Source organism: bacterium SCSIO 12844, assembly GCA_024397935.1.
Lineage (GTDB): Bacteria > Pseudomonadota > Gammaproteobacteria > Francisellales > Francisellaceae > M0027.
The window spans coordinates 823,273-841,378 of sequence record CP073743.1; the positions used below are offsets into that span (position 1 = coordinate 823,273).

At 32.5% G+C, this 18,106-nt stretch carries 16 protein-coding genes; 10 read left to right on the forward strand and 6 right to left on the reverse strand.

Going from position 1 to position 18,106, the window contains the following annotated elements; translation table 11 throughout:
• Nucleotides 1-266 precede the first annotated feature (266 nt).
• Genes KFE69_04005 through KFE69_04025 form a run of 5 tightly spaced genes read left to right on the forward strand, consistent with a single transcriptional unit; the run spans nt 267 to nt 3,251 of the window.
• A complete protein-coding gene (locus KFE69_04005) occupies nt 267-1,481 on the forward strand; it encodes a cysteine desulfurase (GenBank protein UTW43308.1) in 1,215 nt (404 codons plus the stop codon).
• Between the two features lie 21 nt (nt 1,482-1,502).
• Nucleotides 1,503-1,895: an iron-sulfur cluster assembly accessory protein gene (locus KFE69_04010; GenBank protein ID UTW43309.1), complete on the forward strand. Its 393-nt coding sequence runs from the start codon at nt 1,503-1,505 to the stop codon at nt 1,893-1,895.
• 22 nt (nt 1,896-1,917) lie between these two features.
• Nucleotides 1,918-2,469 carry a putative Fe-S cluster assembly protein SufT gene (gene sufT, locus KFE69_04015; GenBank protein UTW43310.1) on the forward strand — a complete coding sequence of 184 codons (552 nt, stop codon included), beginning with the start codon at nt 1,918-1,920 and terminating at the stop codon, nt 2,467-2,469.
• Entirely contained in the window at nt 2,470-2,961 is a 492-nt protein-coding gene (coaD, locus tag KFE69_04020) for a pantetheine-phosphate adenylyltransferase (protein UTW43311.1), read from the forward strand.
• A gap of 14 nt (nt 2,962-2,975) precedes the next feature.
• Nucleotides 2,976-3,251, forward strand: a complete 276-nt coding sequence (locus KFE69_04025) for a YfhL family 4Fe-4S dicluster ferredoxin (protein ID UTW43312.1) — start codon at nt 2,976-2,978, stop codon at nt 3,249-3,251.
• A 29-nt stretch (nt 3,252-3,280) separates the two neighbouring features.
• Here the strand turns inward: KFE69_04025 and KFE69_04030 are convergent, their stop codons facing one another.
• A complete protein-coding gene (locus tag KFE69_04030; GenBank protein ID UTW43313.1) occupies nt 3,281-4,708 on the reverse strand; it encodes an oligopeptide:H+ symporter in 1,428 nt (475 codons plus the stop codon).
• A gap of 49 nt (nt 4,709-4,757) precedes the next feature.
• On the reverse strand, nt 4,758-5,597 hold the full coding sequence (locus tag KFE69_04035; protein UTW43314.1) for a DUF547 domain-containing protein: 840 nt from the start codon (nt 5,595-5,597) through the stop codon (nt 4,758-4,760).
• A gap of 174 nt (nt 5,598-5,771) precedes the next feature.
• Here KFE69_04035 and grpE point away from each other — a divergent pair, with 174 nt between their 5' ends.
• The 5 genes from grpE (at nt 5,772) to KFE69_04060 (ending at nt 11,337) form a co-directional block, all read left to right on the forward strand.
• Complete coding sequence (grpE, locus tag KFE69_04040) at nt 5,772-6,380, forward strand: nucleotide exchange factor GrpE (GenBank protein ID UTW43315.1); 609 nt, start codon at nt 5,772-5,774, stop codon at nt 6,378-6,380.
• A 134-nt stretch (nt 6,381-6,514) separates the two neighbouring features.
• Complete coding sequence (gene dnaK, locus KFE69_04045; protein UTW43316.1) at nt 6,515-8,473, forward strand: molecular chaperone DnaK; 1,959 nt, start codon at nt 6,515-6,517, stop codon at nt 8,471-8,473.
• Between the two features lie 107 nt (nt 8,474-8,580).
• Nucleotides 8,581-9,732, forward strand: a complete 1,152-nt coding sequence (gene dnaJ / locus KFE69_04050) for a molecular chaperone DnaJ (GenBank protein ID UTW43317.1) — start codon at nt 8,581-8,583, stop codon at nt 9,730-9,732.
• A gap of 77 nt (nt 9,733-9,809) precedes the next feature.
• On the forward strand, nt 9,810-10,622 hold the full coding sequence (locus KFE69_04055) for a hypothetical protein (GenBank protein UTW43318.1): 813 nt from the start codon (nt 9,810-9,812) through the stop codon (nt 10,620-10,622).
• Entirely contained in the window at nt 10,567-11,337 is a 771-nt protein-coding gene (locus KFE69_04060) for an ATP-binding cassette domain-containing protein (GenBank protein UTW43319.1), read from the forward strand. The genes KFE69_04055 and KFE69_04060 overlap by 56 nt, the downstream gene beginning before the upstream one ends.
• 16 nt (nt 11,338-11,353) lie before the next feature.
• Here KFE69_04060 and KFE69_04065 read toward each other — a convergent pair whose 3' ends face one another.
• The 4 genes from KFE69_04065 to KFE69_04080 form a co-directional block, all read right to left on the reverse strand.
• Nucleotides 11,354-12,712: an MFS transporter gene (locus KFE69_04065; protein ID UTW43320.1), complete on the reverse strand. Its 1,359-nt coding sequence runs from the start codon at nt 12,710-12,712 to the stop codon at nt 11,354-11,356.
• Between the two features lie 92 nt (nt 12,713-12,804).
• Nucleotides 12,805-14,157 carry an HlyD family type I secretion periplasmic adaptor subunit gene (locus KFE69_04070; GenBank protein ID UTW43321.1) on the reverse strand — a complete coding sequence of 451 codons (1,353 nt, stop codon included), beginning with the start codon at nt 14,155-14,157 and terminating at the stop codon, nt 12,805-12,807.
• Nucleotides 14,154-16,301 (reverse strand): peptidase domain-containing ABC transporter, encoded by a 2,148-nt coding sequence (locus tag KFE69_04075; protein ID UTW43322.1) that lies wholly within the window; start codon nt 16,299-16,301, stop codon nt 14,154-14,156. Before KFE69_04075 ends, KFE69_04070 begins: the two co-directional genes overlap by 4 nt.
• Entirely contained in the window at nt 16,298-17,989 is a 1,692-nt protein-coding gene (locus tag KFE69_04080; GenBank protein ID UTW43323.1) for an ATP-binding cassette domain-containing protein, read from the reverse strand. The genes KFE69_04075 and KFE69_04080 overlap by 4 nt, the downstream gene beginning before the upstream one ends.
• Nucleotides 17,990-18,106: the final 117 nt, after the last annotated feature.

Consider the following 18,106-nt stretch of genomic DNA (forward strand, 5'->3'; position numbering starts at 1 on the left):
TGTTATAATAAATCTTGACATTATATTAATTGTATAATTAATTGTAGTAGTAGAGTTAAAAATTATCTATTTTCATTGAAAATTATTAAAAATTTGACAAAAATTTGGATATATAAAATATAGTAAAGAGATTTTTTAGTTAAAGTTACTTGTTAAAATAGCTCACTAATACTTATATTTATTCATTAACTAGCGTATAATTCAAGATCGATTTTCAAAAGCATTTAAAAAAAATGCAAATTTAATTAAATAGAAAGTTGTAAAAAATGATAGATATTCAATCAATTAGGAATGAGTTTCCAATATTAAATGAGACAATGCATGGTAGGCCACTATGCTTTTTAGATTCAGCAGCTTCTGCGCAAAAGCCAAACTGTGTTATTAATAAGGTTAATGAAATCTATACAAAAGGTTATGCAAATGTGCATCGTGGTGCTTATCAGATTAGTGATAAAGCCACTGATGAATTTGAAGCATCAAGAAAAGCTGTAGCTGAATTTATTTCTGCTAGTCCTCATCAAATTGTTTTTACTAAAGGAACGACTGAAAGTATTAACCTTGTTGCCCAGTCCTTAAAGCAATTTTATTTCCAAGCTGGTGATGAGATTATTTTAACGGTTATGGAGCATCATGCTAATATTGTGCCTTGGCAGATGATTGCACAAGAAAAAGGTCTTGTAATTAAAGTTATTCCTGTTTTGGATGATGGTTCACTAGATATGGAAGCTTATCTATCATTACTATCAGATAAAACAAAGCTTGTTTCATTAACGCATATTTCTAATGTTTTAGGCACCGTTAATCCAGTAAAAGAAATTATTGATTTAGCTAAAGATTATAATGCTGCAGTGTGTATTGATGGTGCTCAAGGTGTGATTCATGAAACAGTTGATGTCAAAGCGCTTGGTTGCGATTTTTATACATTTTCAGCGCATAAACTCTACGGTCCAACTGGTGTTGGTGTACTTTATGTATCTGAAGCATTTATTGAGAAAATGCCACCTTATCAAGGGGGTGGTAATATGATTGAAAATGTTTCATTTGAAAAGACGACTTATGCTGAATTTCCACATAACTTTGAGGCTGGCACACCGAATATTGCGGGCGTTATTGCATTTAAAGAAGCAATTACCTTTATTCAGGCTATTGGTTTAGATAATATCAAAGCGTATGAAGCAGATTTACTTAATAAAGCAACAGAGCGATTAAATGAGATTGATGGCTTAAGAGTTATTGGAACGGCTAAAGATAAAGCGTCAGTTTTGACATTTGTTATAGAAGGTGCACATGCAAATGATATTGGCATGTTATTAGATACTTATGGTGTTGCTGTACGTACAGGTCATCACTGTGCTCAGCCATTATTAGCGTATTTTCAAGTACCATCAACAGTAAGAGCGTCATTTGGTGTGTATAATACTGTTAAAGAGGCAGAATATTTAGCTGATAGTTTAATGAAAATAACGAAAATGCTAAGATAAGCATATTAAGAGGTGATAAAAATGACTAGTGAAGTATTTGATCCAAAAAAACAATTGGTCACCTTAACGGTAAATGCCCAAGAACATTTTAGAGATTATATTAAAAATAAAGGTGGTGTTGGTGTTCGTTTAGGCGTCAAGAAAATGGGTTGTTCAGGCTTAGGTTATGTTACTGAAGTTATTGATCAAGTTCCTGAAAATCATACTGTATTAGAGTTTGATGAAATTAATGTTTATATAGATAATGATGCAATTTTATATCTAACAGGCTTAGTCGTTGATTTTGTTAAGCAAGAGATGGGGTTATCACAATTGATTTATCATAACCCAAATGAATCTGCACGTTGTGGTTGTGGTGAAAGCTTTACTGTAGCACCAACTGATAGTAATCCTTATATTGAAGAAAATGAGTAAGTGACTCTAAAAGGTAATTTAAATGAATTTTAAAGATGTGGCAATTGTCAGACGAGATGTCGAAGTCACTTTAATCCCTTATGGGCAATCAATTACACTTATGCCAGGTCAAGAAGTCCTTGTTACACAAGCTTTAGGTGGTAGCTATACGCTGAATGTTAATGGTAATTTAGTCCGCCTTGAAGGTAAAGATGCTGATGCAATTGGTAAAGAAATAATTAAGATGCCAGTAGATGATAGTAATATTAAAGCAGGCGACCCAGTTGATGAAGATTTAGTATGGGCACAGTTAAAAACAGTTTATGACCCTGAAATACCAGTTAATATTGTTGATTTAGGGTTGATCTATGATTTACATTATACCTTGTGTGAGGATGGTAATTATCATGTTGGCGTGCAAATGACTTTGACAGCGCCAGGTTGTGGTATGGGACCAGTTTTAGTTGAAGATGTTGAAACACGCCTAAAACAAATTCCAAATATTAATGGCGCTGATGTTGTATTGGTATTTGACCCACCATGGAACTCAGATATGATGTCAGAAGAAGCGAAACTAGAGTTAGGATTATTTTAGATGCGTTGTGTTGTTTATCCCGGAACATTTGATCCTTTAACATTAGGTCATTTGGATTTAATTGAACGTGCATTAAATCTATTTGATCAAGTCATCGTCGCAATTTCAACGGGAACTGGAAAAGCACCACTATTTTCAGCTGATGAGCGTGTTAAAATGGCAAAATCAGCAGTTAGTCAGTATCAAAATGTCATTGTAAAGCCATTTAGTGGGCTTTTGGTTGATTTTTTTGCTCAAGTTGATGCAGATGCTGTATTAAGAGGTTTAAGAGCCGTTTCTGATTTTGAATATGAGTTCCAAATGGCTGCGATTAATCGCAAGTTAAATCATCAGGTAGAAACAATTTTCTTAACGCCTGCAGAAAAATATACTTCAATTTCCTCGACAATGGTTAGAGAAGTCGCTAAAATCGACCCTCATCGTATTACTTCATTAGTACCTGATGTGGTTATAGAAGCACTAAAAGATAAATTTAAATTAAGTATAGACTAGGAATATATGTTGTTATGGCACTTTTAATTACAGAAGAATGCATCAATTGCGATGTCTGTGAGCCTGAGTGCCCAAATGAGGCAATTTTTCAGGGTGAAGAAATTTATGAAATAGAGCCTCAAAAATGTACCGAATGTGTAGGTCATTTCAAAGCTTCTCAATGTACTGAAGTTTGTCCAGTTGGTTGTATCATAATAGATCCAAATTTACGTGAGTCAAAAGAAGAGTTAATGAAAAAATACGAACTACTAACAGGCAAAACTTATCAAGCTGGATTAGAGCAAGGTTAATATTAACTTTGTTCCTAGTATTTAACTATTTATAACAATCGCTTAATTAACCCTCTTAGAATAAAAGCAATTATACCAACGATAAAAATACAAAGCCCAAGTGTAAAAAATACCTTTAAATATTGAGTATTGATCACAGATAAACTGGATCCTTTGGGTGAAACTGTAAATGAAGCAATAAACCCAACGAAAACCGCAGATACGCCCGTAACCATATTCCAAACGCCCATTAATAACCCTTCCTTTCCTTCTGGTGCAAGCTTTCCTGCCATTGCAATACCAATAGGAAGAATCATTAATTCACCTGAAACAAAAAATAAAAATACTAATAACAACCAAAAAACAGTGAAAGTTGAGTTTAAATGAGTAAAGATTAGTAGAGATAAAATAAGATAGCCAATTGATGCAAATATTAATCCTAAAGAAAATTTAGTTGGAAATGAGGGATTTTTACCTTTTTTCTCTAACCTAATCCAAAGCGTACTATAAATTAAACCTAAAAAGATACAATAAAATGCATCAAGAGAAGTAATTTCACCTGCGGGAAGTTGAATTGAACCAATCATAAGATTAATACTACTTTCAGCAAAAATGGGTAAAAGGCCAAATTCAGAGTTAAAAATAATTAGATAAGCAAAGCCAATAAAACATAAACAGACATAAGCAACTAAATGCTTAGATTTTTGTTTATCTTTAATAAAAATACTAAGATAGATAATATACAGAAAAGCAAGTGCAACAATTCCCCACATGATGATGCTATTAATCGTGACAAAGTTTAATAAAAAATAGCATATTGGAACTAAAATAATTGAGATAATAATGATCATCATAGTGCTATGAAGATTACTTTTTCCACGTACTAAAATTTTGCCAGAGATAAGTTCATTATGTGTGCGAATTTTTTTTCGTAACAAAAGCATCAGTAAAAAACCAAAAAATAAAGGAATGATATAAAGAATTAGACCTGGTTTTCCATAGTATTTTAGCATGAACCCTGCTGATATAGCTGATAATAGAAAGCCAATATTAAATAGTAGATAGAAAATAGTGCTACCTGATTCACGTTTTTTATGTTGTTTATGATATAACATACCAACAAGTGACCAAAGAGCTGGCGTACAAAATGCATTACCTACAAGAAAAATAGATAAACCTAATATTAAAAAAGTAAATCCAGGCATCAGTAAGGTTAACATACCCATTGCACTAAATAAAAGGCCAACCATTGCACCATTTCTAAAGCCAAATTTATCACAGAAAAACCCACCTAAAACGGGCAAGCTAAAAGCAAGTGAGTTAAAAGCTGCAAATAAATTGAAAGATTGGTCTTTAGTTAGGCCGTAAACTAATTCTAACATGACCAATAAGTAAGATAAAAATACACCAAATGCAAAGGTGAAAGTCATATAAATTAAGGAAAGTATCCATAGTGACTTTGGTGTTTTATCATCCATGGTAATTATTCTTCTATTATGTGAACTTAATAACTAGTATAGATGATATTTATTTAACTTCGTTTAAATTCCAGTTGTATGACATAAATTCAAAGTCATTAAATGCTTGTAATTTATTTTTAAGTTCAGGGTTGGCATAAAGTTTAATAAATCTTAAAATATTTTTTTTAGAATCTCCAAAGTCAATGCCATACCAATTAAATATTTCAGATAGATAAAGTTTATTATTTTTAATGGAAACACCTTTAGGTGAATTAACAAAAGCTTTAAACGCTTGATTTAATTGTTGATCAATTGTATTGCCTTGATATGTTTTTGCATCTAAATTAGGGCAACTAATTGATGCACAGTTAACTGCTGCATGAATTCTTGGGTCATTGTAAATGGCTCGAATAATACCATGCTCGATATTATTTAAAGATAATTTTTTGCCATCAACGGTTAATAATTCCATATCCCATGGGCCAAATGAGAAAAAACCACTCGATATATCTTTAATTGATTTAACTGGGTAATGTTCAAGAATTAAATAAATCGTTTCCATATTGTATAAATTAATCCAGTAAGCAAGTTGCTCATTACGGTTATACTGATATATTTTAATACTCTCGAGGCGCTTGATTGCATCAGATAATAATTTTTTATCATTTGGTGTTATTTTTTTATAATTAATTAGTGTTTGATGAGGTTTTTCTATTAAATATTGATTAAGAAAGTGTTGCCAAATAGGGTACTGTATATCAGCTTTTGATAAAGGGTCAAATGATACCCAATGGTTAAGTAATTCTTTTTTAGGTGCAGCAAAACTGTTATTAGAAATAATGAAAATCGAAAGACATATAATTAAAGTAAATTTGAATTTTTGAAAACCATAATTAATTAGATTCATAACGTTATCCTTAATGTATTATTACATCGTCTAAGTTGTCCATTGCTCAATTATTTATTATTAATTCAAATAATGATAAAAATAAAGACAAATTTTAGGCTTGAAAAATATCTTATTAGCCCTAATCTTTAGTCTTAATAAAATATAAATTAATAAAAAGAGAGAATAATAGGTATGTCAAACCATTCAGATAGTCATAAAAAAGTGCATGATTTTGATGTCACTGATCTAACAGATGATGAAACCAATGAAACAGTTGATGAAGTAGTTGATGAAAAACCAAAAAGTGAAACGACTAAGTTGGCACAAAAAGTTGATGAGCTTTATGCGCAGCTAGAAAATTCAAAAAAGAAAGTACATGAAGCTGAAGATAAAGCATTAAGATTACATGCTGAAATGGAAAATCTTCGTAGAAGAACACAACGTGATGTTGAACATGCACATAAATTTGCATTAGAGAAGTGTTTAAGAGATTTAATTCCCGTTGTTGATAGTATGGAGCATGCTTGTGATGTTAAAGGTGATGATGAACAAGTTCAAGCAATGCGCCAAGGCGTTGAGTTAACAATGAAAATGTTAATTGATACTTTAGCTAAATATGGTGTTGAACAAATCAACCCAGAAGGTGATTTATTTGACCCGTCATTACATGAGGCGATGTCAATGCAAGTAAATGATCGAGTTGAAGCTAATACAGTTATTGCCGTATTACAAAAAGGATATCGATTAAATGATCGTGTCATTCGACCGGCTCGTGTGGTTGTATCTAAACGATCAGCTTAAAAAATAGAACAAAAATATAAAAAATGAATCATTAAGACTTGAAAAAAAACAAGCTTGACACCATGTTTATAAAGTTCGAAAAATTAATGAGAATATGAAATAACAATTAAATAAGAAAATTTAGGAGATATTCAATGGGTAAAATTATTGGAATCGATTTGGGGACTACTAATTCCTGTGTTGCTGTGATGGATGGTAAAACACCTCGTGTTTTAGAAAATGCAGAAGGGCATCGTACAACACCTTCAATTGTTGCTTATACTGAAAGTGGCGAAATTTTAGTTGGCCAGCCTGCAAAACGCCAAGCTGTAACCAATGCAGCAAATACAGTTTATGCAGTTAAACGTTTAATTGGACGTCGCTTTGATGAAAAAGTGGTTCAAGACGATATTGTTAAAAAAGTACCTTATCAAGTAATTGCAGCAGATAATGGTGATGCTTGGGTTGAAGTAATGAGTAAAAAGTTAGCGCCACCGCAAGTTTCTGCTGAAATATTACGTAAAATGAAAAAAACAGCTGAAGACTTTTTAGGTGAAGAAGTTAAAGAAGCAGTTATTACAGTGCCAGCTTACTTTAACGATGCACAGCGTCAAGCAACTAAAGATGCAGGTAAGATTGCAGGTCTTGATGTTAAGCGTATTATTAATGAGCCAACTGCAGCTGCATTAGCTTATGGTATGGATAAGAAAAAAGGTGATCAAACAATTGCTGTTTATGACCTAGGTGGTGGTACATTTGATATTTCTATTATTGAAATTGCTAATGTTGATGGAGATAGTCAAATTGAAGTATTAGCAACTAATGGTGATACTTTCTTAGGTGGTGAAGACTTTGACGTTGCGTTAATGAATTACTTAATTGATGAGTTCCAAAAAGAGCAAGGCATTGATTTACACAATGACCCACTGGCAATTCAACGTTTACGTGAAGCAGCTGAAAAAGCAAAAATTGAGTTATCATCGACACAACAGACAGATGTAAACTTACCATATATTACAGCAGATGCTTCAGGGCCTAAGCATTTAAATATTAAAGTAACACGTGCAAAATTTGAGTCATTAGTTGAAAGCTTGATTAAGCGTACATTAGAGCCATGCAAAAAAGCATTAAGTGATGCAGGACTTTCAGTATCAGATATTTCTGATGTGATTTTAGTTGGTGGTCAAACTCGTATGCCTAAGGTTCAAGATACAGTAAAAGATCTATTTGGTAAAGAGCCTCGCCGTGATGTTAACCCTGATGAAGCGGTTGCATTAGGTGCTGCCATCCAAGGTGGTGTCTTAGCTGGTGATGTAAAAGATGTCTTATTGCTTGATGTGAATCCATTATCACTTGGTATTGAAACATTAGGTGGTGTGATGACTAAGTTGATTGAACGTAATACAACGATTCCAACACGTAAAACACAAGTGTTTTCAACAGCAGAAGATAATCAAAGTGCAGTGACTATTCATGTTCTTCAAGGTGAACGTGAAATGGCATCAGCAAGTAAGTCACTAGGGCGTTTTGATTTAACAGGTATTCCGCCTGCACCACGTGGTATGCCACAGATTGAAGTAACATTTGATATTGATGCTAATGGTATTTTAAATGTATCTGCAAAAGATAAAGCTTCAGGTAAAGAGCAATCTATTGTTATTCGTGCCTCTAGCGGTTTATCTGATGAAGAAGTGGATAAAATGGTTAAAGATGCTGAAGCAAATGCAGAAAGTGATCGTAAGTTCCATGAGCTAACTCAGGCCCGTAACCAGGCAGATGCATTGGTTCATAGCACAAAGAAATCAATAGAAGAGTTAGGTGATAAAGTACCACAAGAAGATAAAACTAAAATTGAAGCTGCAGCTAAAGAATTAGAAGAAGCAATTAAAGGTGATGATAAAGATGCAATTGAAGCAAAATCTAAAGCTTTAACCGATGCTTCAGCAACATTGATGACATTAATGCAACAACAAGCAGCTGAAGCACAACAGCAAGCACAAAGTGGTCAAGCTACTGATGAACCCGCTGCTTCAGAAAATACCAAATCTGATGAGCAGTCTAAAAATGATGATGTTGTTGATGCTGAATTTGAAGAAGTTAAGGATGATAAATAAAATTATCGTCTCTTTAAGTTAGTATTAATACTTGAAAATGCGGGATTAGCCCGCATTTTTTATATTAGCATAATAATTTAAATGTAGATTGAGCTTAGGATTTAAAAATGGCAACAAGAGATTATTACGAAATATTAGGTGTTTCAAAAGGGGCAAGTGAGGCTGAGATTAAAAAATCATTTCGTCGTCTTGCAATGAAATATCATCCAGATCGTAACAAAGAAAATTTAGAAGAGGCTGAAAATAAGTTTAAAGAAGCTAAAGAGGCTTATGAAATTCTAAGTGATCCACAAAAACGTTCTGCTTATGATCAGTTTGGTCATGCAGGTGTTGATCCAAGTCAAATGGGTGGCGGTGGATTTGGTGGCTTTTCTAGTGGTAATTTTGATGATATCTTTGGTGATATTTTTGGTGATATCTTTGGTGGTAGCCGTTCTCGCTCAAGGGGTGGCGCGCGTCAACCACAATCAGGAAATGATTTGCGTTATACGTTAGATATCACTTTAGAAGAAGCAGTTCATGGAGCCAATAAAAAAATACGTATACCAACGGTTATTGAGTGTAAACGTTGTCATGGTAGTGGCTCAAAAAATAATGGCGGTATGACAACTTGTAATACCTGTGGTGGTGCAGGTGCAGTTAGAATGTCGCAAGGTATTTTTTCAGTTCAGCAAACTTGTCCTAATTGCCATGGGCGTGGTCAGGTAATTAAAGATCCTTGTAATAGTTGTTATGGTCAAGGCAGAGTCCAGGATACAAAAACATTGTCAGTTAAAATCCCAAGTGGTGTCGATACGGGTGATCGTATTAGGTTGACAGGTGAAGGTGAAGCTGGTGAAAAAGGTGCTCCTGCAGGTGATTTATATGTTCAAGTACGTGTTAAAGAACATGCAATCTTTACGCGTGAAGGCAATGATCTTTACTGTGATGTTCCTGTTGATATGGTCATGGCTGCGATTGGTGGCTCTATTGAAGTACCAACCATTGATGGGCGAGTTACTTTAAAAGTTCCTGCTGAATCACAAAATGGTAAATTATTTCGATTACGAGGCAAGGGAGTCAAACCATTGCGCGGTGGTTCAATGGGTGATTTATTTTGTAGGATTAATGTTGAAATTCCAGTCAATTTAAATCATGAACAAAAAGATTTATTGCATCAATTATCTGAGTCTTTAAAAGATGGTAAGCATAAACATTCACCTAAATCAAAAAGTTGGTTTGACAATGTAAAATCTTTTTTTGAAGATATAAGAAAGTAGTAAAAAGCTTTGTTTAATAGATTGAATCAAACTAGAATAGTCAATATTAAGATTAACTTTTTTGGTTGATGTCACTTATGGAATATTTTAAAAAATTATTATTTATTGCTACTTCAGATGAAGAAGCACAACCATTAATTGATTTATTTACAATGGTTCCACTTGAAGATGATATCGATCCTGGATTGCCTGCAAAATGGTATGTTGCAATACAGGCTAAAGTAAAACTATATCTTTTAGTATCTGGAGAGATAAAACGCTATGGCTTTACACGTTGTGGAACTTTAAATGCTTCACTTTTAGCTTGGGAAGGTATTCGAACCATTGATCCTGATTATGTTATTAGTTGTGGCTTTGCAACAGGTTTACCACATGATGCAAAAACAGGTGATTTATACTTATGTAATAACGCACAATATTATGATCGACAGTTTGATTGTGATGAAACAGAGATAAACTATGTGATGATGGAATATGCATTAGGTAATTATCCCTGTGTGGTACCAGCAAGCGTCAACTTTAAATATAAATTAGGTGTGATTGCCTCAGGAAATAATTGCCATGTATCTCAAGATGTGATGGATATTCTTGAAGTAAATCGAGTAAGTTTAATTGATATGTCAACGGCTGCAATTGCAGAGATATGTGAACTAAAACATAAACCTTTAATTGTGCTAAAAGGTGTCCACCAACTAGTTGCAGAGAATGATCAAGAAATTGTATTATCACACGAAGAAGTTAATAAATTAGAAGAAAAAATAAATCTAGCGTTAGAAGAAATTGTCAATTGGGCCGTAACTAAATTAATTCCTCCAGTTAAGAAAAAGACACAAGATGCTAAATATTTCAAAGCTTTCAGTTTCCGTAGATTCAAAAAAAATCCTAAATAATATTTCTTTAGAGATAAATCAAGGTGAGACTTTAGCGATTATAGGGCCTAATGGCGCTGGTAAATCATCCTTGTTAAAAGCAATATTATCATTATATGAAGTTGATGGTAAAATAGAATTTAACAATCTGGATTTATCAAAGTTATCTTTTTTAAAACGAGCTAAGCTCATTGCTTATTTAGCACAAAGTACAACGATGTCACTTAACTTTCAGTCACATGAAGTTATTCGTTTAGGTCTTTATCCTTATCGTCATTTATTATCAAGTCAAGTGATTGGTAAAAAAGTGAATGATATTATGAAATTGACAGATGTATTACATTTAAAGGATCAAGATTATTTTTCATTATCTGGAGGTGAAAAGCAGCGAGTACAATTAGCTCGTGTTTTATTACAATTAAACTTAATAGATGATAACGAACCAAAACTATTATTATTAGATGAGCATGTTAGTCATTTAGATATAGCATACCAACATTCAATTTTATCTTTAATAGAAAACCTTACAAAAGCGAAAAACTTAACTGTGATTATGGTGTTACATGATATGAACTTGGTATTGAAATATGCAAATAAAGTAGCAGTTATTAATCATGGAGAACTTTATAGTGTAGGAAATACAGAAGATGTGATCACCGAAAAAATGATTAATGATGTATATCAGATGAAATTTGTTCTCTTGCCTCAATATAATCAAGGTCTAATTATGCCTTGAAACTATTAACTAGTTGTTAGATGTTAGACTTTTTTTGAAGTATTGAGTTTGTAAGTAATATAATTGATGTAATAATAGAATAAACAATAATAATTATAATTATCCAATACAGTGTATGGTTACTATGTACCCATAAAATTGATGCAATTGCTGAACCAAGCGCTGCCCACAGCCATCGATATGAAGCTAAAATTCCAGAAGCTTTTCCTGCCTGTTTTATAGGGATATTTCTAAGCGCTAGTACATTAGCAAATGGACCAATAAGGCCGCAGCCAAATCCTAAAAAACTAAAGCTAATGCAATAAGTATAAAAAGGCACATCCAATGTTGAAAATAGGCCAAATAAGAGATAACCAATTAAATTAAGACAAACACCGACAAAAGCAATGCTTTCGGCATTTTTATGTTTTAACCAAGTTGCGACAATAATTGGAGCAATAACACACATAGTAGTGAAACTCATTAAGCTTAGTCCAATGAGAGGTAGATTATGTTTAGTGACAATATTAAGCCATATTGATGCAGAAATAAGCCAAGTAGACATAATGGTGTAGTTATAACCACTTAAAAAGCAGCCTGTAAATAATGAAAAAGGAATGTATTGTTGAATACGTATTCTATTTTTTATTGTATCTATGACTTCTATAGCGGTTAATAATGCAAAAATGCTAATTAGTATATGGTAGAATTGGCTATGCCAAAACCGTGCCATTAAAATTAGTAATAAGATTAATAATCCTATCCATAGAATAAATAAACTAAATCTGACTATGGTTATTAGGTATAGCTTCGTATGGTTGGTTTGTTCGATTTTATTTAAATATATAAACACTAAATAAGCAATAATCAATGATACTGGAATGTTAATTATAAAAATAAATTGCCAATTGATATATTTAACAATAAATGCGGTAATAATAGGTGAAACGACAGCACCAAAAGCTGCAATTGCTGCCCAATAGGCTAGCATTTTAACTTTAGCACGCCCATGATATAAGTTGTGTACTAAAGATAAACTGCTAACAAATTTGAAACAGACACTTAATCCCATAAAAGCCCTAAGAATGACCATAATTAGTAAGCTTGATGTGATAGCAATGCCTAAGGAAGTTATACCAAATAAAAGGATGCCAGCAAAAAGAATATATTTTGGATTAATTCGGTCACATAGCATTCCAACAGGAATAAAAAAAACCGCCATAGTAAATGAATAGATCGAAAATACTAATTGTATAATATCAACAGGTTGATCAAAATAGTCAGCAAAATTTTGTAATAACATGCCAACTGCAATTAAATCAAAAGTTACCAAAAATGCAGGAAAACCAAAAATAATACAGTGTTTTATATTAATATTATCTTCTGTATCTTGCATATATCATTCCTAAAAAGATTATAAATAGCTTTATATTTATTCTACTTGTTTTATTAGTTTAAGTTTAGTTTTTAAATGGATTATTATTAAACTTATCTTTCATAAAATGATGACTCTAATGTTGTATGAATTGGTTTTAATAAATATTCTAATACGGTTTTTTGATCTGTAATTACATCAGCTTCAAGTGTCATACCTGGTTTGAGCTTATTACTTATATGATTGACACTTTGAGTATCTAAAGCAACAATACCTTTATAATATGCATTGCCTTTTTGATCTTTAAAACTTGTGGCAGAAATAGCGGCTAATGTTCCAGTAATACTACCATAACGCGCATAATCATATGCCATGATTTTAACAATAACGTGATCATTAATATGAACATGACCAATATCTTTAGGTTGAATTTTAATCTCAGCTTGTAGCATTTGATCTTCAGGTACAATAGTAAAGACTTCACCACCTTGAGGAATTACTTGGCCAATTGTAACCTCAAGTCCTTTAACAACACCGGATATGGGGGCTCTAACTGTTGTACGTTCTACTTTATCTTGTAGGCGTTCGATTTTGTAAACAACTTCATTAAGCTCACTTCTTATATCATCTAATTGACTTGAAGCTTCTTGATGAAGATTAGTTTCAGCACTTTCTTTTGATTGCATGATTTCAACAAGTTTTTGTTTGGCTTGTTTTAGTTGTTGTTTTAATGAGGCCAATTCACTATTACCAGTATTTCTAGTTCTTAGTGCTTGTAGGTATTCACGTTTAGAGACATAACCATCAGCTGCAAGTTCTTCATACATGGCTACTTCTTGATTTAATAGTTCTAAATTTTCATCAGTTGATTTAATTTGCTCTGATAGTTTTACTATTTCTTCTTGTTGGACATTTACTTGGGCTTGAAGAATAGATAACTGATCTTTACGTGCTTCATTTTGTATTGAAAGTAATTGATTTTCTTGATTTAGTAGTGCAATTTCATCAATATTATGTATGTGAGATTTCCCTTCAAGTGATTCTTCTTTGTTAATATATGCTTGTAGGCGCCTTGCATCAATACTTAGAGAAGTTTGTTTTGACTTCAATTGTTTTAATTCAGCTTCATAAGCAGTTAAGCTTAGTTGGACAATGGGTTGGCCTTTTTCAACAGAAGTGTCATTTTCAGCTAAAATATTTTCTATAATACCGCCTTCTAAATGCTGAACAATCTTAACACGGCCTATAGGGATTAATTCACCTTGTGTTACTGATTTTTCATCTACTTTAGCAAGAGAAGCCCAGATCAATAATGCAAGAATTAAACTGCAAATACAAAAAGTTGTTAATACAAGATATTTTCTTGATTGAAACTCTTCAAGGATAATATGTTTGGGTAAATACCAGATTTGTCTTTGCTCAGTGACTTGTTTTTCAACTAATTGTTTTAAACTTTTCTTTGTCATTTTTTTAAGCCTTGAATAATTAGTTTGATCATGTCTTCAGATTTACCTCCAGCGACCATTTTACCTTGATCAAGAATCATAACTTGGTCAGTTACTAATAGGTGAGATGGCCTTTGTGAAATTAAAATGACGGTTACTTTGTTTTTTAGTTTTCTAAGTAAATCAATAAAAAGTTCATCATTTGTCATATCTAATGCATCAGATGCATCATTGATTAGTAGTATTTTTGAATTTTTTAATAATGCTCTGGCAATATTAAGGCGTTGTTGAAAGCTACCTGAAAGCACTTGGGAGTGATCTTTAATTGGTGTTTCTATACCTTTTGGTAGATTTTCTATTTCTGTTTTAAGGCCAACGTCTTCTAATGTATTCCAGATTTTTTCATCACTAACGACTGGATTAACTAAACGTAAATTTTGTTCAATCGTACCATAAAATAGCATTGTCTTTTGAGGGATATAGCTGATTGTTTGACGTAATTCATCTGGGTCAATTTGCTCAATATTACGTCCATCAAGTAAAATCCTACCATTTTGCAGTGGGTAGAGTTTTAAGATAGCTTTTAATAAAGTTGATTTTCCTGAACCACTTTTGCCAGTAATACCTAACATTTTGCCAGGTGGAATTTCAGCAGATATATTAACTAACGCATGATCAGGTTGTCCCGGATATCTAAGGCTTATATTATGAAGCGTGATACGACCTTTAAGATAATTTAATTTGGAAAAATAAACTGATTGTGATTTCTCAGGTGGTATTCTCATTAGATTATTAATTTGGTGGAAGCTTAGTTTAATCTGGTCAAGTTTTGCAAATGTTACAAAAAGTGATTTTAGTGGAATAATAATACGCCATACTAAAATCATACTAGCGATCATTCCACCAATTGTAATTGATTGTGTAAGAATTAAGATAGCGCCAAATGTAAGTACACCTAAAGCAGATAGAATCATAATTGCATCTGATATAGTGATAATAAAATTATCAATATTTGTCATTTTATATTGGACTTGTGCTCTGTCAGCACATAACGTTTTAAAGCGATCCAGCCAGAGTTTTTGAGCTGCACTATATTTTACGGTTCTAAGGTTTGTTAATGCTTCAAGAAGAAATTGATGGTACTGAGATGTGGCATTTGCAGTTTGAACAAGTGATCTACGTACGATAGGGCGCATAATTAAAATAAATAGCCCAAAAACAAATAATGTGATAATTGGCACAATTACCATATAACCAGCTAATGCAGCAATGGTAATAATAAAGATAATAACAAATGGTAAATCAAGAAATAGAACCATTAGTTGGCCAGTAAAAAACTCTCTCACCATATCAAAGTCTTTAATACGAGATAACTGCCCACCAACATTGCCTGATTCGGTATATCTTGCAGGCAAAGATAAGATACGTTTAATAATGGCATTGCCAACATACAGATCAAGTTTTGCACCAATATAAGCGAGTAATTTTGCTCGGATAATTTGTAGGGTAAATATACCAATAAAGGCAATCACTGCACCAATAGCAAAAGCAATAAGCATATAATAAGATGCAGTAGAGATTACAAGGTCATATACAGACATAACGAAAAAAGGAGTTGTAAGAACAAGCATATTCAGTATTAATCCAATGACAAATACTTGTATGAAAAGGCCTTTAAATAATTTTAGCAATGATGATAACCAATTAGCATCAACTGACTTTGATGAGATATCATGTTCTTCTTTTATTTCTTCAAAAATATAAATTCGACCAGTTTCATTAATATCAATAATCATTTCTTGATTTTCAATCGGGTTATAGACTAGCCATCCTGATTCCATTTTTTCTTTTAGTAGGTACACTTTTTGATGGTCGTCACTGATATATAGACAGGGAGCAAACCGTGGATCAAGATATTGAATTGTAGCTTTAAATGTTCTAGCTTGAAAACCAAGCAGTCGCATTACACGTAGAAGGCCTGAAAGATTTAGTGCAGGATAAAGATGTGGTAAGGCTTGAGCTAATTGATGGTCTGTACCATGCCATTTTAACGATTCTAGTAATGGCCGTAATGTGCGTAAAAATAGACTATCAGTTTTAAAGACGGAAGAAAATAAAACATCTTCTGTTGATTGATCAAGTATACCAGCTGGATGATAACTCATGATGAAATCACCTCATGTAGTTGATGATTCTTAATCTCAATCAGTCTATTAGAAAGCCTAAGGTATGATGGTCTATGAGTGATCATGATAATGGTTGCTTGATCTTTATAAGTTTCTAATAGTTGTTGGCATTTGTTATCAGATGCTAGATCTAAGGTTGTATTGGCTTCATCAAATAAAATAATTTTAGGTCCTTTTAAAAGGCTTCTAGCAATTGTAATTAATTGGTTAATACCTGATGGAAGTAATTCAGTTACGGTATTGCCTAGTGGCGTATCAAAGCCTTGTGGTAGTCGATTAATAATAATATCTAACCCTAGTTTTTCTGCAATTGATAAAGCTCGTTGATCATACTCAGGGCGAAACATTGTGATATTTTCTAATACAGTACCAGAAAAAATAACAGAAGTTTGTGGTAAATAAGCGATGTGTTTAGCCAAAAATTCAGGGTCGTAGTGTTCTATGGGTTCTCCATCTAGTAAAATTTCTCCTGAAGTTGGTTTAACCAAGCCAGCTAAAATAGATAATAGTGTACTTTTTCCTGATAAGTTTGCACCAGTAATTGCAATGATTTCATTTGGTTTGATATTGATTGATAAATTATTAAATAGCAAATTATTTTCAATTTCAATATTTATATTATTTAGTTGTAAATGCCCTTTAATTATTTTATCGGTAATAGGCGTATCAATTGTTATCATTGGCTGTAATGAATCAAGCTCTTGAATGGACTGTTCAGCTTGTTTAATGGTACCTAAGCGGTGCCATATACCAATTGATCTTCCAACTGGTTGAAGCACTCTTGATGCCAGTAGGGTACAAGCAGCAAGGCCACCAACGGTTAAGTTTCCATTAATCACAGAGATAGCGCCAAAAGCAACAACGAGAATAACCGTAAGTTGTGATATTGTTGATGTGTTATTTTGTAAATCAGCATTAACTAAGCTTAATTCATAATTAACTTCTGATGTTTTATCTTGTAGTCGTTCATAACGTCTAAGCATAAATGATTCAAGTGCAAGGGACTTCACAGTATGAATATTTTTGAAAATTTCGACTAAAAAGTTCATTCTGCGATTATTACTACTTTGCTTTTCTTGAATCCCTTCTTGAAGTGAATTAGCATTTTTGAATACTAATGCTAATAAAACAATTAGTGTACATAATGGAACAAAAATCAACGCACCTGCAATATAATAAATAAGCCATAGAAAAATAAAAACAAATGGAACATCTAATACACTGGTTAAAACTTGGTTGCCATAAAAGTTTTTTATATCATTGACTGCTCTAATTCTTTCTAAGTGTACGCCAACACCACAGGTTTCAAATTTAGTTAAATCACAATCAAGTATTTTTTTAAACAGTTTAAAGTTTGTTTCATAATCAAAGCGAGCATCCGTCCACGAGATAATTAGGCCTCTAGCAATTTTTAAAAAAGATTCAGCTAAAATGGCAATAATAACAATTAACACAAGCAAAAATAGTGTAGTTGTTGATTCATTTGGGATAATTCGATCATACACTTGAAGTAAAACTAGTGGGAATGCAAGGGCTAAAACATTAATTACAAAAGATGGCAATATAAGCCCACCTACGATGGTTTTTTTGTCATACCATTGTTTAATATGTGTCCAAAGGTGCGTTATAAATGTTCTAATTATCTTATTCTGTTTCATAGCATACATTTATAATACTCTTAAATAAATAATGTTAAGTTTAGGTCGTCCATATAATATTGTCCAATTTAGTTAGTTAACATACCTAGTCTAACATGATAAATTCAACCTTTAAAGTAATGTGTA

Excerpts from the sequence above, each read along its gene's own strand:
- KFE69_04005 (UTW43308.1), top strand. The coding sequence starts at position 267 with ATGATAGATATTCAATCAATTAGGAATGAGTTTCCAATATTAAATGAG.
- KFE69_04060 (UTW43319.1), top strand. The coding sequence starts at position 10,567 with ATGCTAAATATTTCAAAGCTTTCAGTTTCCGTAGATTCAAAAAAAATC.
- KFE69_04080 (UTW43323.1), bottom strand. The coding sequence starts at position 17,989 with ATGTATGCTATGAAACAGAATAAGATAATTAGAACATTTATAACGCAC.
- KFE69_04075 (UTW43322.1), bottom strand. The coding sequence starts at position 16,301 with ATGAGTTATCATCCAGCTGGTATACTTGATCAATCAACAGAAGATGTT.
- KFE69_04035 (UTW43314.1), bottom strand. The coding sequence starts at position 5,597 with ATGAATCTAATTAATTATGGTTTTCAAAAATTCAAATTTACTTTAATT.
- KFE69_04010 (UTW43309.1), top strand. The coding sequence starts at position 1,503 with ATGACTAGTGAAGTATTTGATCCAAAAAAACAATTGGTCACCTTAACG.
- KFE69_04055 (UTW43318.1), top strand. The coding sequence starts at position 9,810 with ATGGAATATTTTAAAAAATTATTATTTATTGCTACTTCAGATGAAGAA.
- KFE69_04070 (UTW43321.1), bottom strand. The coding sequence starts at position 14,157 with ATGACAAAGAAAAGTTTAAAACAATTAGTTGAAAAACAAGTCACTGAG.
- grpE (UTW43315.1), top strand. The coding sequence starts at position 5,772 with ATGTCAAACCATTCAGATAGTCATAAAAAAGTGCATGATTTTGATGTC.
- KFE69_04065 (UTW43320.1), bottom strand. The coding sequence starts at position 12,712 with ATGCAAGATACAGAAGATAATATTAATATAAAACACTGTATTATTTTT.
- dnaJ (UTW43317.1), top strand. The coding sequence starts at position 8,581 with ATGGCAACAAGAGATTATTACGAAATATTAGGTGTTTCAAAAGGGGCA.
- KFE69_04030 (UTW43313.1), bottom strand. The coding sequence starts at position 4,708 with ATGGATGATAAAACACCAAAGTCACTATGGATACTTTCCTTAATTTAT.
- KFE69_04025 (UTW43312.1), top strand. The coding sequence starts at position 2,976 with ATGGCACTTTTAATTACAGAAGAATGCATCAATTGCGATGTCTGTGAG.
- coaD (UTW43311.1), top strand. The coding sequence starts at position 2,470 with ATGCGTTGTGTTGTTTATCCCGGAACATTTGATCCTTTAACATTAGGT.
- sufT (UTW43310.1), top strand. The coding sequence starts at position 1,918 with ATGAATTTTAAAGATGTGGCAATTGTCAGACGAGATGTCGAAGTCACT.
- dnaK (UTW43316.1), top strand. The coding sequence starts at position 6,515 with ATGGGTAAAATTATTGGAATCGATTTGGGGACTACTAATTCCTGTGTT.